16 protein-coding genes are annotated in these 12,390 nt (G+C 69.0%); 9 read left to right on the top strand and 7 right to left on the bottom strand.

Features of this window, described 5'->3' with window-relative positions; translation table 11 throughout:
- Nucleotides 1-57: 57 nt before the first annotated feature.
- From ACIA75_RS22130 to ACIA75_RS22105, 6 genes are all read left to right on the top strand, one after another.
- Entirely contained in the window at nt 58-564 is a 507-nt protein-coding gene (locus ACIA75_RS22130) for a flavin reductase family protein (RefSeq protein WP_397106886.1), read from the top strand.
- A 105-nt stretch (nt 565-669) separates the two neighbouring features.
- Nucleotides 670-843: a CsbD family protein gene (locus ACIA75_RS22125; RefSeq protein ID WP_397106884.1), complete on the top strand. Its 174-nt coding sequence runs from the start codon at nt 670-672 to the stop codon at nt 841-843.
- 320 nt (nt 844-1,163) lie between these two features.
- On the top strand, nt 1,164-3,002 hold the full coding sequence (locus tag ACIA75_RS22120; protein ID WP_397106882.1) for a hypothetical protein: 1,839 nt from the start codon (nt 1,164-1,166) through the stop codon (nt 3,000-3,002).
- Nucleotides 2,999-3,193: a hypothetical protein gene (locus tag ACIA75_RS22115; RefSeq protein WP_397106880.1), complete on the top strand. Its 195-nt coding sequence runs from the start codon at nt 2,999-3,001 to the stop codon at nt 3,191-3,193. Before ACIA75_RS22120 ends, ACIA75_RS22115 begins: the two co-directional genes overlap by 4 nt.
- Nucleotides 3,193-3,582 (top strand): hypothetical protein, encoded by a 390-nt coding sequence (locus ACIA75_RS22110; protein ID WP_397106878.1) that lies wholly within the window; start codon nt 3,193-3,195, stop codon nt 3,580-3,582. Before ACIA75_RS22115 ends, ACIA75_RS22110 begins: the two co-directional genes overlap by 1 nt.
- On the top strand, nt 3,579-4,907 hold the full coding sequence (locus ACIA75_RS22105; RefSeq protein ID WP_397106876.1) for a hypothetical protein: 1,329 nt from the start codon (nt 3,579-3,581) through the stop codon (nt 4,905-4,907). The genes ACIA75_RS22110 and ACIA75_RS22105 overlap by 4 nt, the downstream gene beginning before the upstream one ends.
- Nucleotides 4,908-5,020: 113 nt before the next feature.
- Here the strand turns inward: ACIA75_RS22105 and ACIA75_RS22100 are convergent, their stop codons facing one another.
- From ACIA75_RS22100 to ACIA75_RS22085, 4 genes are all read right to left on the bottom strand, one after another.
- Nucleotides 5,021-5,941 (bottom strand): hypothetical protein, encoded by a 921-nt coding sequence (locus ACIA75_RS22100; protein ID WP_397106874.1) that lies wholly within the window; start codon nt 5,939-5,941, stop codon nt 5,021-5,023.
- The gene (locus ACIA75_RS22095) at nt 5,938-6,099 is read right to left on the bottom strand and encodes a hypothetical protein (RefSeq protein ID WP_397106872.1); all 162 of its coding nucleotides are present in this window, start codon (nt 6,097-6,099) and stop codon (nt 5,938-5,940) included. Before ACIA75_RS22095 ends, ACIA75_RS22100 begins: the two co-directional genes overlap by 4 nt.
- Nucleotides 6,100-6,369: 270 nt before the next feature.
- Complete coding sequence (locus tag ACIA75_RS22090) at nt 6,370-6,960, bottom strand: hypothetical protein (RefSeq protein ID WP_397106870.1); 591 nt, start codon at nt 6,958-6,960, stop codon at nt 6,370-6,372.
- A 384-nt stretch (nt 6,961-7,344) separates the two neighbouring features.
- Nucleotides 7,345-7,497 (bottom strand): hypothetical protein, encoded by a 153-nt coding sequence (locus ACIA75_RS22085; protein WP_397106868.1) that lies wholly within the window; start codon nt 7,495-7,497, stop codon nt 7,345-7,347.
- A gap of 174 nt (nt 7,498-7,671) precedes the next feature.
- On the opposite strand from ACIA75_RS22085, the gene ACIA75_RS22080 reads away from it, so the two are divergent.
- The gene (locus tag ACIA75_RS22080) at nt 7,672-8,886 is read left to right on the top strand and encodes a low temperature requirement protein A (RefSeq protein ID WP_397106866.1); all 1,215 of its coding nucleotides are present in this window, start codon (nt 7,672-7,674) and stop codon (nt 8,884-8,886) included.
- Here the strand turns inward: ACIA75_RS22080 and ACIA75_RS22075 are convergent.
- From ACIA75_RS22075 to ACIA75_RS22065, 3 genes are read right to left on the bottom strand one after another with little or no spacing between them, the layout of a single operon-like run.
- Nucleotides 8,861-9,361, bottom strand: coding sequence for a response regulator transcription factor (locus ACIA75_RS22075; protein ID WP_397106864.1), 501 nt, complete (start codon nt 9,359-9,361; stop codon nt 8,861-8,863). The two genes, ACIA75_RS22080 and ACIA75_RS22075, sit on opposite strands and share 26 nt — an antisense overlap.
- Nucleotides 9,358-9,696: a histidine kinase gene (locus ACIA75_RS22070; RefSeq protein WP_397107980.1), complete on the bottom strand. Its 339-nt coding sequence runs from the start codon at nt 9,694-9,696 to the stop codon at nt 9,358-9,360. The genes ACIA75_RS22075 and ACIA75_RS22070 overlap by 4 nt, the downstream gene beginning before the upstream one ends.
- Nucleotides 9,578-10,513 carry an SDR family oxidoreductase gene (locus ACIA75_RS22065; RefSeq protein ID WP_397107978.1) on the bottom strand — a complete coding sequence of 312 codons (936 nt, stop codon included), beginning with the start codon at nt 10,511-10,513 and terminating at the stop codon, nt 9,578-9,580. The genes ACIA75_RS22070 and ACIA75_RS22065 overlap by 119 nt, the downstream gene beginning before the upstream one ends.
- Between ACIA75_RS22065 and ACIA75_RS22060 the strand changes: the two genes are divergently transcribed.
- On the top strand, nt 10,413-11,069 hold the full coding sequence (locus tag ACIA75_RS22060) for a nitroreductase family protein (protein WP_397106862.1): 657 nt from the start codon (nt 10,413-10,415) through the stop codon (nt 11,067-11,069). The two genes, ACIA75_RS22065 and ACIA75_RS22060, sit on opposite strands and share 101 nt — an antisense overlap.
- 198 nt (nt 11,070-11,267) lie before the next feature.
- On the top strand, nt 11,268-12,134 hold the full coding sequence (locus ACIA75_RS22055) for an RNA polymerase sigma factor SigF (protein WP_397106860.1): 867 nt from the start codon (nt 11,268-11,270) through the stop codon (nt 12,132-12,134).
- Nucleotides 12,135-12,390: the final 256 nt, after the last annotated feature.

The following is a 12,390-nucleotide window of genomic DNA, read 5'->3' as shown; positions in this document are numbered from 1 at the left end:
GGCGCGGTCATGCGCGTCAGGACCCGCCGACCGGCGGTGGACTGCTATACACGGCACATGCCGGAGAACTCCGGGTACCGTCACGGTGCCTTCGATGCCCTGGTGGCCGCCGCCGACGCGCCGGTGTACGTGGTGACCCTCGCGTCGGGCGCGGAGCGCGCCGGTTGTCTGGTCGGTTTCGCGTCCCAGGTCGCGATCGAACCCGCTCGGTTCCTGGTCTGCCTGTCCAAGGCCAATCACACCTACCGTGTCGCGCAGCGGACCGATGTCGTCGCGGTACACCTCCTCGGCACCGCCGAGGCGTCGCTTGCCGCGCTGTTCGGCGGGGAGACCGGGGACGAAACCGATAAATTCGCGCGGTGCTCCTGGCGGACGGGTCCGCACGGTGTGCCGATTCTCGACGATGCGGCGGCCTGGTTCTGCGGCCGCGTCCTCGCCCGCCACGATTTCGGCGATCACACCGGCCTGGTTCTGGCCCCCGGGGAGGGCGAGATCGTGCGATCCGATCCCGGCGTGCTGCGCTATCGGCAGGTCGCCGACCTGAAGCCCGGTCACCCGGCCTGACCGGCCCGGGCGACCGATCCCTGTTTATGTCATCGGCTGGTGGTTACCCGCGCGACAGGCCGGCCGGACAGGATAGGCCGGTTCCCCGACGAGAGGAGTTCGATCGTGAGTGGAACCGACAAGATCAGCAATAAGGCGGAGGATATCGCAGGTCAGGCCAAGGAGAAACTCGGCGAGGCCACCGGCGACGAGGACAAGAAGAACGAAGGCAAGGCCGATCAGGTCAAGTCGAACCTGAAGGATGCCGGCGAGAAGGTGAAGGACGCCTTCCGGGACTGATCAGCGTTCCCTCCTCCACCCCGGATCTGCCGGACCGCGGAGCGCGTGCGCTTCGCGGCGCCGGCCCGGGCCTGCCGCACCGGAGAACGGATCGGGTCCGGATATCCCGCTCGCTGCCGGTGCGGGAGCGAGCGGGTCGTGAGTGTGGTCCACGGTAGGGCCGAGCTCGCGTTCGCGGGCGCGCACCGGCCGAATGCGCTTGCGGCAGGCGGCATTTGCGACGTGTACCGGAAGGCGGGTATCCGGACCGGATTCATGCTACTTTTCGTTACATATATCCCCGCGGGCGTGGAGGTCCAGTGCCGTACGGTGCGTACGAAATGATCGGTTCAGCGGTCGCTCAGGGTGGCGAAGGTGGTGGCGCCGCCTTGGATCAGGTCGCGCTGATGACCGGGTCCGCCGGGGTGATCGCCCTCGGGCTCATGTGGGTGGGGTACCTGCATCGGACCCGCCGCATCACCTGGTTGCAGCGGGTGGCCGATCGCCTGGGCCGCGCGTTCGACCAGCCCGGCTGGGTGGCGCTGCCGCTGGCCCTGTTCCTGGCCACCATCCTCACCGCGCTGTTGGGTTTCATCTGGGATGTGAGCCTGCACATCGGCAACGGCCGTGACGAAGGGCCGCTGGCCAACCCGGCCCACTACTTCATCCTCGCGGGCCTGTTCTTCCTGTTCACCGCCGGGATGGCGGCGATCGTGCTGCCGCTCGACGAGAAACCCGGCGTGGCCGCGGTGCGGATCACCCGCACCTGGTACGCGCCCGTCGGCGGAATACTGCTGGCCGGATGCGGACTGTACGCCCTGATCGGATTCCCGCTCGACGATGTGTGGCACCGGATATTCGGCCAGGACGTCACGCTGTGGGGGCCGACGCATCTCATGCTGATCGGCGGAGCCGGATTGTCGCTGGTGGGTGTGCTGCTGCTCGAATTCGAGGGGCGGCGCAACCGGCCCGAACCGGAGCGGGCGCGCCCCCGGCGGATCTGGTGGATGCGGACCTTCGCGTTCGGCGGCCTGCTCATCGGGCTATCCGTCTTTCAGGTGGAATACGACTTCGGCGTGGAGCAGTTCCGGCTGGTTCTGCAGCCCATGCTGATGGTCGCCGCGGCAACGATCTCGCTGGTGGCCGCGCGCCTGACGCTGGGGGCGGGCAGCACGCTGGTGGTGGTCGCCTTCGCCGCCGTCGTCCGCGCGGTGGTCGCCGTACTGGTCGGGGGCCCGATCATCGATGCGCCGCGCAATGTCTTCCCGCTCTACCTCGGTATCGCGGTGGTCGTGGAACTCCTCGCCCTGCTCCCGTTCACCCGGCGCCGGATCCTGTGGGGTGCTGTGGCCGGTCTGGCGGCCGCGACGATCGGCCTCTGGCTCGAATCGCTCTGGGTGGCGGCGATGTACGTCGATCCGTGGCCGGCGTCGATGTGGCCCGAACTACTGGCAACGGCGGTGCCGACCGGTATCGCGGGCGGCGTGGTCGGCGCCATGTTCGCGACCGTGCTGCGCGGCGAACCCCTCCCGCGGCCCGCGGTGCGCCGGACGCTGATGGTGCTCGCGGTGCTCGTGGTCGCCGCCGCCACCACGAGCGGTCTGATGATCGAGGTGCCCGAGAACGCGCGGGCCGAGGTGCAGCTGCGCGACGCGGACCCCGCCAGGGGCCGGATGGTGCATGCGGATATCCGGATCAGGCCCGCCGATCTGGTCGGTACCGACCCGGAATGGGTCCAGATCCTGTCCTGGCAGGGTGGTGTCGGTAGTGACAGTCCAGGGCGGGGACTGGTGGTCGACCAGCTGCGGCGGATCGGCCCGGGACATTACGAGTCGACGAAACCTGTTCCGGTGCACGGGACATGGAAAACGGTCCTGCGGATCGAAGACGGGCGCACCCACACCGCATTGCCGATCTTCATGGCCGCCGATCCGGGAATCGGCGCCGAGGAGGTCCCGGCGCTCGATTCGTTCACCCGCCCGTTCGTCCCCGAGATCTCGGTGCTGCAGCGGGAGCGGTCCTTCGATCATCCGGCCTGGCTGTTCGGTGCGGCGTCCCTGGTCGTCCTGGTGTGCAGCCTGATCCTGATCGCCGCGCTGTCCTGGGGTGCGGCCCGGATCAACGACCGTTATCCGCACGCCGATCGTGCGGATGAGCGGGTTCCGGCGACGGTCCCGTGAGCGATCGGTACGACGGCGTGGTGGTGCTGGCCGATCATTCGATCCTGCTGGCGATCCCCGCCTTCCTGCCGGCTTTCGTGATCGCCGCCGTCGTGATCGTCATCGCCGTCCGTGACCGCCGTCGCGGTGACGATCCGGATCCGCCCCTCGAGGAGCGGAATTCCGGCGCCGAAATGGATGAGGAGTGTTGATGCCCCCAGCGCGTCTCTGCGCCGCGGTGCTCGTCGCCGGCCTGTTCACGGCCGGCTGCGCGGCCGCCGACCAGGAGGATACGGGCCCGGGAGCTCCGGCGAGCGTGGCCGATTCGGCGCAGCGTGTCACTCTCGCCGTACAAATCGCCGACGGGTCCGTCACCCCCGTGGACGCCCGGCGCGAGGCACGGGTGGGTCAGCCGATCGAGCTGACCGTCGACAGCGATACCGCGGACGAACTGCATGTGCATTCGCACCCCGATCACACCTTCCCGGTGGTTGCGGGCGCCGGCCAGCGCTTCCGGTTCACCGTCGATATACCGGGACGCGTGGATATCGAACTGCACCACGCGGGAATCACGGTGGCGACAATTCTCGTCCGCGAGTGACACCGCTGGCCCACGGGCTCGGCGGGGCGGCCGACCTGCCGATTCCCTTGACATACGCGCTGATCGGTGCGGCCTGGGCGCTCACTTTCTCCTTTGCGGTGCTCGCGTTCGCCTGGCGGGAACCGCGCTTGGACCCACGGTCGCCCGGTGTGCCGGTGCCGGCGGCGGTGCGGGCGGTCGCGGATTCCGCGATCGTGCGGGCCGCAATCGGGGCCGGGTCGGTGGCGGCCGTGGCCGTCGTGCTGGCGATCGGGGTGTTCGGCCCGTCCGATCCGGCCGCCAACCCGGTCCCCGGCGTCGTCTACGTTTTCCTCTGGGTCGGGGTGATGGCCGCCTCCCTTCTCGCCGGGCCGGTGTGGAAGATGTTGTCCCCGGCGCGGGCGATACACCGCGCCGGATGCCGCGTTCTCGGGCGTGCACCGGACGCGGGGCCGTTGCGGTATCCGGGGTCGTGGGGACGTTGGCCCGCGGTGGCGGGGCTGGTCACCTTCGTCTGGCTGGAGCTCGCCTCCCCGGAACCCGGTTCGGTGACCGCGGTGACCGTCTGGCTGGGCGGATATCTGATCGTCACCGTCGCCGGTCTGTGTGCATTCGGTACGGAGTGGGCCGAGCAGGCCGATCCGCTCGAGGTCTTCAGCAGCCTGCTGGGCCGGTTGAGCCCGCTCGGGCGCGGTGCGGACGGCGCGTTCGTGCTGCGTGCGCCGCTGGCGAATCTCGCCGGGACACCGGTGGGCCCGGGATCGGTGGCGGTGGCCGCCACCCTGCTGGGTTCCACCGCGTTCGACAGTTTCTCGCTGTTCCCCTGGTGGCGCGGACTGCTGGCGGATGCGGGCGGTTCCCTCGCGCGAACGGCGGTGAGTACCACCGGCCTGCTCGCGTTCATCGCGATCGTGGGCGTGAGCTTCCGGTTCGCCGCCGCGGCGACGGGCGGACTGCCGCGGGCCGAACGCCTCCGCTTGCCGACCCGGCTGTCGTATACGCTGACGCCGATCATCGCCGGGTACGTGATCGCGCACTACCTGACCTTCCTGGTCGAGAAGGGCCAGGCCACCGTGATCCTGTTCGCCGACCCGTTCGGCGCCGGATGGAATGTGTGCGGCCTGGCCGACCGTGAGGTCGCGTACCTGCTGTCCGCGCATCCGGCACTGCTCGGGACCATCAAGGTCCTCGCGGTCGTCACCGGTCATGTCCTGGGTGTCGCCGCGGCCCACGACCGATGCCTGCGCCTGCTCCCGCGCGCCCATCGGCTCACCGGTCAGCTCGCCCTCATGCTGCTCATGGTCGGCTATACGTTCACCGGGCTGTATCTGCTCTTCGACGCGTGAGGGACGCAGCCCCGCAACCGAGCGGCTGCGGACGTGAGCCCGAGGCGGCCGGATCATGCCGGGACCTCACCGGATCGTCCCGGACGCACGGTGTTCCGGGCGTCGCGATCGGTTCAGCCGGTGAGCCGATCGTCGGGGACGAGGTGGGTGATCGCGAGGTCGCGAGGGGCGATGCCGGCGGCCTGCGCGTGCACCGGGCGGATCGCTTCGACGACATTGCCGCAGGTCAGGTGATCGGCCGGATGGAGCCCCTCGGTGCAGCGGAACCGGACGTTCGCCGTGCCCTTCGCGGAATCCGTGGTCGTGGTGAGCCGGTAGCGCAGGGGCGCCCGGTCCGTGGTGGCCGCCGACCAGACGGAGCGATAGCTCAGTGACGGTCCGAGGTCGCGGGCGACGATGACCTTCTCCACCAGGCCGTCCCTGCCGGTGACCACGTCGACCGAATGGCTCGGTATCGCAACAGCACCGGCCGCGCCGCCGAATACGACCTCGTCGACCACGCGGAGCCCGGCCGTGTAGTAACCGTCCACCACCGCGGCGCAGGCCGCCGCCGCGGTATCGGGTGTGCCGATACCGGTCTCCGTCACCGCGCCCCACGGGTAGACACCCGTGCCGGGGAGGTCCAGTTCCTCGACGATTTCCACGCGGCGGATATCCCGGGTGACCTCGGCCAGGGACCGGATGAGACGGGCCGGGATGGTGGTCTGGAAGGCGCCGGTCGCGTGGAAAGTGGAATCCCCGGCGCGGCAGGCGTCGCGGAGCTCACCGGCCCGGATATCGCTGTCGAACGGCGCCGTCGAGATCACGTTGTAGCCGTCGCGCAGCAGCCGGGGGAGCACGGTTTCCGGTGTCTTCGAGGCGATCTCGGCGAACGACGGGACATAGACGACGCACCCGGTGCCCGCGGGCGGTTCCGTCGAATCGGCACTCCGCGCCGCCATCTCGAGGTCGGGGCGGGCCTGGATCCGCTCGGCGATCCGGTCACCGAGGAGACCGGCGCCCAGCACCGCGACGGCTGGGGCGGGTGAACTCATTCGGACTCCAGGAGATTGTGCGGGCTCGGATCGGGCATCAGGACGCCGGTCGGTGCGGTGCACCACTGCGGCACTACGCTGAGCATCGCCGCAACCGGGATATCGGTTACCGCGGACCCGCCCGCGCTCGCGGCCTCATCGTTCATTTCGTCGCGCATCTCGATACCACCGGGTCTGCCGTCGAGGCTGATCTCCTGCTCATCTGCGAGGCTACTCGGATGATCCGGGCCCGGATGCGCGTTTTACGGGCCCATGTGCCGGCACTCCGTGCCGGTGACGAACCACCGCGGAGAGGCCACCGTATTCCGGAAACACGTCCGGAATACGAGTCACCATCGGCTCCGGCTGAACGGTTGTCCGCACGAAACGTGGGTGGCCCCGCGGACAGTCCGGGGGGGCCACCCACGCTGTTCGGTTACCGGGTATCGCTAGACCTCGGCGACACAGGTGACGAGCAGGCGTTCGTCGTAGGTGTAGTAGCTGGTCGATTCGGCGGGACAGCCGGCTTCATCGGTGGTGCCGGTGAGGATCTTGACAACCCGGACGGTGTCGGGCGTGCCCGGCGTGCACGGGCTGTGCGTGGGGCTGTCCATGCCGGACGGAATCGTGATGCACTGGCCCTCGACCCAGTCGATATCGAGGCACAGTGCGCCCTGCTCTTCGCCGCCGAGCGTCACGTAGTAGGTCTGGTCGACGTCGGACGCGCACCCGTCCTGGGTCGGGGTCTTGGCGACCACCTTGTAGTTCGACTCCGGGGAGCCGCAGGTCGCGTGGTCGATCTCGGCATCCATCATCGTTCCCGACAGTGTGACGCAGTCACCGATTTCGGCATCGAACGAGACGTCGCCGCCGTCGTCGGTTCCGGCCTGTCCCGCAACCGTGGACGTCGGGGAGGCCGGGTCCGCGGCACTCGACGAGTCGCTGCCGGAGCAGCCCGACAGCATGAGTGCGGCGCAGCCCGCCACGACGACGCCGGTCATCAGGCCACGGAAACGGAACCCGGGCACACGTCTGGACATGACAATTCCTCCATCGGAAACGTGATCGTGCAAGTGATGGGCGGCGATGATTCGCGAATAGTTCGGTGCCGTGCCGGCACCTGAGCCGGGGGACAGTCGTCTCCGGTGCTCAGCGCTGCCGGACGGACGTCCGGGCGCGGAATCGGCGGGGCTACCGCCGTATCCGCGACCTGGGGCCGCGGATCCCACGTCGGTACCCACTCCTCATTGCCAATACCCGACCAAGATCATAAGCGGTCGGTGGGCGCCCTGCCGCAGGGCCGTCGCGAGGACGGGCGCGACCCGCGCGCCGCCGTGTCTCGGTTCCGGATCGGGGGACTCACCGAGCGGTCCGCCGGTCGTGTCCGGCGGGCCACCCGGTCGGTCACCGAGCGGTCCCGTTGCTCATTCGGTGTCGGCCGTCTTGCTGGGATCCTTGGCCTCGCGCAGGGCTTTTTCCAATTCCTGCCGGAGCCGGGCGGCCGCTGCTTCGTCACCCGCGTCTTCGGCCGTCGTGATGTCCTGGTGCAGCTGGGCGATCGTATCGCTGGTAGACATCCGTCCTCCGTTCTCGGCGTGCGGCCGGGCCGCACGATCCGTCCGGTAGCTTCCACCGACCGCGTGACCGATTTCCGGCGGATGAAACATGCTGTCCGGCGCCGGCCGCGTACTCCCTGCCCAGGAGGCCGGGCAGTGCTGCGCCGGACGCCGCCGGATGCGAGGATCTGCCGTATGACTGGAACCAAGCGGATGCGATTGCGGCCGGTCGCTCAGGGCGCCGCGGTCACCCAGCTCGAACTGTTCTTCGATCTCGTGCTGGTTTTCGCGCTCACCAAGGTCACGGACCTGGCCGCCGACGACACCAGTGCGGTGAACATGCTGCGCGCGCTGCTGGTGCTGGCGGTGATGTGGTGGGTCTGGATCGCGTACAGCTGGCTCGGCAATGTGGTGCGCGCCGATGAGGGCCTGGCCCGGGTGGCGATGTTCGCGGCGATGGGTGCCGCGTTCATCGCCGCACTGACCATCCCGGAGGCATTCCAGGATCTGCCGGGCGGCTGGTCCGGGCCGCTGGTGTTCGCCGTCGCCTATCTGGTGGCCCGCCTCGTGCACCTGGCGATGTTCTGGCTGGCCAGTGCCCAGGACCGGCAGTTGCGCACGCAGGTGATCCGCTGGGGAGCGGGGTCGATCACCATCGGCACCGCGCTGCTCGTCGTCGCGGCCACGACCTCGGGCGCGGCGCAGATCTGGCTGTGGATCGCCGCGATAGCGGGCGATATGGTGTGGACCCTGCTGTCGGGTGAGGGCTGGCGGGTGAACTCGGCCAAGCATTTCTCCGAACGCTACGGGCTGATCGTCATCGTCGCGCTCGGCGAATCCATCGTCTCCATCGGGATCGGAGTGGCGGCCCTGCCCATCTCCTGGCCGATCGCGGTCGGATCCCTGCTGGGTCTGGCGATCTCCGGGCTGCTGTGGTGGGCGTATTTCGATGTCGCCGCGCTGTCGGTGGAACACGCCCTGGCCGCGGCATCCGGTGACCGGCAGATCAAGATCGCGCGGAACTGTTACACCTACTGGCATTTCCCGATGATCGCCGGTGTGATCGCACTGTCGCTGGGCCTGAAGAAGGTGCTGTACTACGTCGGGGACAGTTCCCACCACACCCTCACCGATGCTTTGTACGGCATCCCGCTGTTCGCGCTGTACGGCGGTGTCGTCCTCTACCTGATCGGCCTGGTCGGTTTCAAGGCGTACGCGACGGGCGAGGTCACCGTATCGCGGGTGGTCGCGATCGCGCTGCTGGCGGCGTTGATCCCGCTGGCCGCGGCGTTGCCCGCGCTCGCGTCCCTGGCCGTCCTGTGCGCGGTTCTGGTGCTGCTGATCGCCTGGGAGACCATCCGTTTCGCCCGTCCCCGCGAACAGATCAGGCACGCGGAGGGCCACCCGTAGGAATACTGTAGGCCCGCTCCCGGGGTGTGAGTGGAGTCCGTTCCGGGGCGGTACTGTGCGCGACGGCCCGCCCGACGAGACGGGCGAGTACCTCGGGGCTGAAGGGACGTTCGTTGTTCGCGGCCGCCCGGATCGCGGCGAGGATCCGGTCCGGTGCGGCGTGCTTGGCCAGGAATCCGCACGCACCCGCCTGCAGTGCGGGGTACAGATGATCGTCGTCGTCGAAGGTGGTGAGCACCACGATCCGCGCCGCGGGCGCCGATGCGGTGATCCCCGCGGTCGCTTCGATTCCGTCCATACCGGGCATGTGCAGGTCCATCAGCACCACGTCGGGAGACAGGTCGCGGGCGAGCCGGACGGCCGGTTCTCCCGAGTCCGCTTCTGCCGCCACCTCGATATCGGCGGCGCTGTCGCACAGCATCTGCAGACCGGTTCGGACGAGGGCCTGGTCGTCGACGATCAGCACGGAGATCACGAAGCCGCCCGCCGGTCGATCGACGCGGACAGTTGCCAGCCGGTGCCGACCGGCCCGTAGTGCAGGTCACCGCCGACCGTCGCGAGCCGTTCGCGCATACCCGCGAGCCCGAAACCACCGGCACTCTTCATGCCGGTGGCGGTGATGTCGCTGTCGATGCGCACCCGCATGAGGTCGTGTAGATCACGCAGGGCGGCGTCCGCGGTGCCGTGAATGTCACCGAGCAACTGTGCTGTCCGGTCCGGGCCCAGTTCGGGCAGGTGGCGTGCCATGCCGACGCGCACCAGGATCGCCGATACCTGGTGGGCGACGATATCGTGCAGCTCGCGGGCGATCTGCGCCTTTTCGGCCCGTCGGGCCGCCTGCGCTGAGAGCGCCGCGTTGCGTTCGGCCACCTCGGCGCGGTGCCGCAGGGTCGCGAGATAACCGCCCAGCAGCGCAGGGAGTACGACCAGCAAGAGCAGGCGGTAGAACAGCGGTACCGAACAGGCCGGCCACCTCGTCCGGGACACGGACATCGGCCCGGACGTACCGGACTGCCCTGCCGAGCGATCGCTCGATACCACGCCCCAAGTCCTCGCGCCGTCCACAGAACACCACCGACGCTCCTTCTGCGGCGAAGGCCCGCACCGTCGCCTCGCCGATACCGGAGTCCCGCCGGTGACCACGACGACTTTCCCGGTGTAGCGGCCGCCCGGGGCGGCCGCCGGCAGCGGCGCCGTCGGCGGGGTCCGCAGGTAGGCCGGGACGGTCGTGCCCGCCGTCACCGCGGCAGCGCCGGTCGCCGCGGCGGCCAGCCCCACGAACGCCCGGCGGGAACGGCTCGGCCGCGCGGGCGTGCTGTCCGCGGTGTGGAGTTTCTTCTCGTCGTCCATAACCACCGATCCTCGGTGTGTGGTGATGACCGCGGTACCTACCTTCGGCCGGACCTGCGCCTGGGGCCGGTAGCTGTGCGGACGGCGCGGCCCGGAGTATCTTTCCCAGGGACCGCCGGTACCACGCGATATCCGGTCGCGGGTGCCTGTGCCGTGAATTGGTGAAGGAGTCTGCTGTGCCGAGGGAATTGGACCTGTCCGTAGACGAGTTGCTGTCCACTACGCGGGCGGTACGTAAACGGCTCGATCTGGAGCGCGACGTGCCGATCGAGATCATCCGTGAATGTATCGAGTTGGCGGTCCAGGCGCCGAGCGGGTCGAACCGGCAGGGCTGGCACTGGGTCGTGGTCACCGACCCGGGACAGCGCCGGGCGCTGGGCGAGCTCTACCGGAAGGCGTTCGAGCAGTACGCGGCGTCCGAATATTTCCCGGGTAACCAGGTCAGCGGGGATACCGAACAGGATGCGACCCGCCGGCGGATCGCGGGCTCGGCGCAGTACCTGGCCGACAAGATGGGGGAGGTACCGGTGCTGGTCCTGCCGTGCCTGGCGGGGCGGGTCGACGATGCGCCCAGTGCGCAGACCGCGTCCTACTGGGGGTCGCTGTTCCCCGCGGCCTGGAGCTTCTGCCTGGCAGCGCGCTCCCGGGGCCTCGGAACATCGTGGACCACATTGCATTTGAAGTACGAGCGGGAAGCCGCCGACATCCTGGGCATCCCCTACGACAAGGTGTCCCAGGGTGCGTTGCTACCGGTCGCGTACACGAAGGGCACGGATTTCAAACCCGGCGCCCGCGCGGACCTCGACCGGATCGTGCATATCGGCGGATGGTAGCCCCTCGGGGCGATCGGCGGGCGGGGGACAGATTTTCTCGTCGATGAATTGCCCTGAGTAACAGTGCTTTTCCGGGTGTCCGGCCGGAGTCGGTGGGTGCCCCCGGGGGTAGGTAACGTTTCGGTCACGCCGAATCGGGTATTCCTCCCGTAGTCGAGCCGATCAGCGAGCCGATTGGGAACACCCGAGGAGCCCACGATGAACGAAACGACCGCAGCCGTCATCGACGAGCCCACTGCCCGCGGCGGCCGTGCCCGTCCCGGGCGCGGTGAGGGTGGCGACAGCTACGACAATCTCGAACCCTGGTTCGACAAACTCGCCGCACTGGCACCCGACGACCCGCGACGGGAGGAGCTGCGCGCGGAGATCGTGCACCTCGGCCTGCCGCTGGCCGAACATATCGCGCGCAGGTTCAACGGTCGCGGGGAGGTGTTCGACGATCTGCTCCAGATCGCCCGCGTGGGCTTGGTGCAGGCCGTGGATCGCTTCGATGTGACGCGCGGCAGTTCGTTCCTCTCGTTCGCCGTGCCCACGATCATGGGTGAAGTGCGCCGCCACTTCCGCGACCACACCTGGGCCGTGCGGGTACCGCGCGGCACCAAGGAACTGCATCTGCGGGTGGGGCCTGCCTCCGAAGCGTTGTACCAGCGTCTCGGCCGGGTCCCGACGGCGCGGGAGATCGCCGCTGAGCTCGGGGTCGGCCTGACCGACGTCACGCAGGCGCTGATCGCCGGTAATGCGCATACCAGCAATTCCCTCGATGCCGCGGTGCGCGACCACGACGACGAGACGTCGCCCCCCGCCGTACTCACCCGGCTGGGCCGCGACGAGCCCTGCTATGAGCTGCTCGAGGATGCCATCACGGTCCGGCCGCTGATCGAACAGTTGCCGCGCCGCGAGCGGCAGATACTCGTCTGGCGGTTTTTCGGCGGCCTGACCCAGAACCAGATCGCTACCCGGCTCGGCGTCTCCCAGATGCAGGTCTCCCGCATCCTGGCCCGGACGCTGAATTCATTGCGCGAGCAGGCCCTCGCCGATTCCGTGGATCTGCTCGCCGCCGCCTGACATCGGCCGCGCACCGTCTGCCGGAGGTGGATCCGGGTCGCGGCCGGAACGTCGAGGCGGACGCCTGGTACCTGAGCGGCCCGCGCGCGGAGCCTTCCCTGTTTCTCGTCGCCGGGAATACCGGCTCGCCGCTTATTTATCGCTGTTCGGCGTACCGTTGGATAGCGGTATTGTTGCGCGTCCGGGTCGGAGCTCGGGCGCAACCCGGACACTGGAGGCGGTCGAAATGTTCTACACACTCATGGGTTTCATGATG

Source organism: Nocardia sp. NPDC051750, assembly GCF_044453135.1.
GTDB lineage: Bacteria > Actinomycetota > Actinomycetes > Mycobacteriales > Mycobacteriaceae > Nocardia.
The sequence above is the reverse complement of the archived record's forward strand: the minus strand, read 5'-3'. Positions and strand labels throughout refer to the sequence as shown.

What these genes read in the sequence shown, in the direction of transcription:
- ACIA75_RS22095 (WP_397106872.1), bottom strand. Translation starts at nt 6,099, where the DNA reads ATGCGCGACGAAATGAACGATGAGGCCGCGAGCGCGGGCGGGTCCGCG.
- ACIA75_RS22055 (WP_397106860.1), top strand. Translation starts at nt 11,268, where the DNA reads ATGAACGAAACGACCGCAGCCGTCATCGACGAGCCCACTGCCCGCGGC.
- ACIA75_RS22065 (WP_397107978.1), bottom strand. Translation starts at nt 10,513, where the DNA reads ATGATCTCGATCGGCACGTCGCGCTCCAGATCGAGCCGTTTACGTACC.
- ACIA75_RS22110 (WP_397106878.1), top strand. Translation starts at nt 3,193, where the DNA reads ATGCCCCCAGCGCGTCTCTGCGCCGCGGTGCTCGTCGCCGGCCTGTTC.
- ACIA75_RS22100 (WP_397106874.1), bottom strand. Translation starts at nt 5,941, where the DNA reads ATGAGTTCACCCGCCCCAGCCGTCGCGGTGCTGGGCGCCGGTCTCCTC.
- ACIA75_RS22080 (WP_397106866.1), top strand. Translation starts at nt 7,672, where the DNA reads ATGACTGGAACCAAGCGGATGCGATTGCGGCCGGTCGCTCAGGGCGCC.
- ACIA75_RS22085 (WP_397106868.1), bottom strand. Translation starts at nt 7,497, where the DNA reads ATGTCTACCAGCGATACGATCGCCCAGCTGCACCAGGACATCACGACG.
- ACIA75_RS22090 (WP_397106870.1), bottom strand. Translation starts at nt 6,960, where the DNA reads ATGTCCAGACGTGTGCCCGGGTTCCGTTTCCGTGGCCTGATGACCGGC.
- ACIA75_RS22130 (WP_397106886.1), top strand. Translation starts at nt 58, where the DNA reads ATGCCGGAGAACTCCGGGTACCGTCACGGTGCCTTCGATGCCCTGGTG.
- ACIA75_RS22120 (WP_397106882.1), top strand. Translation starts at nt 1,164, where the DNA reads ATGATCGGTTCAGCGGTCGCTCAGGGTGGCGAAGGTGGTGGCGCCGCC.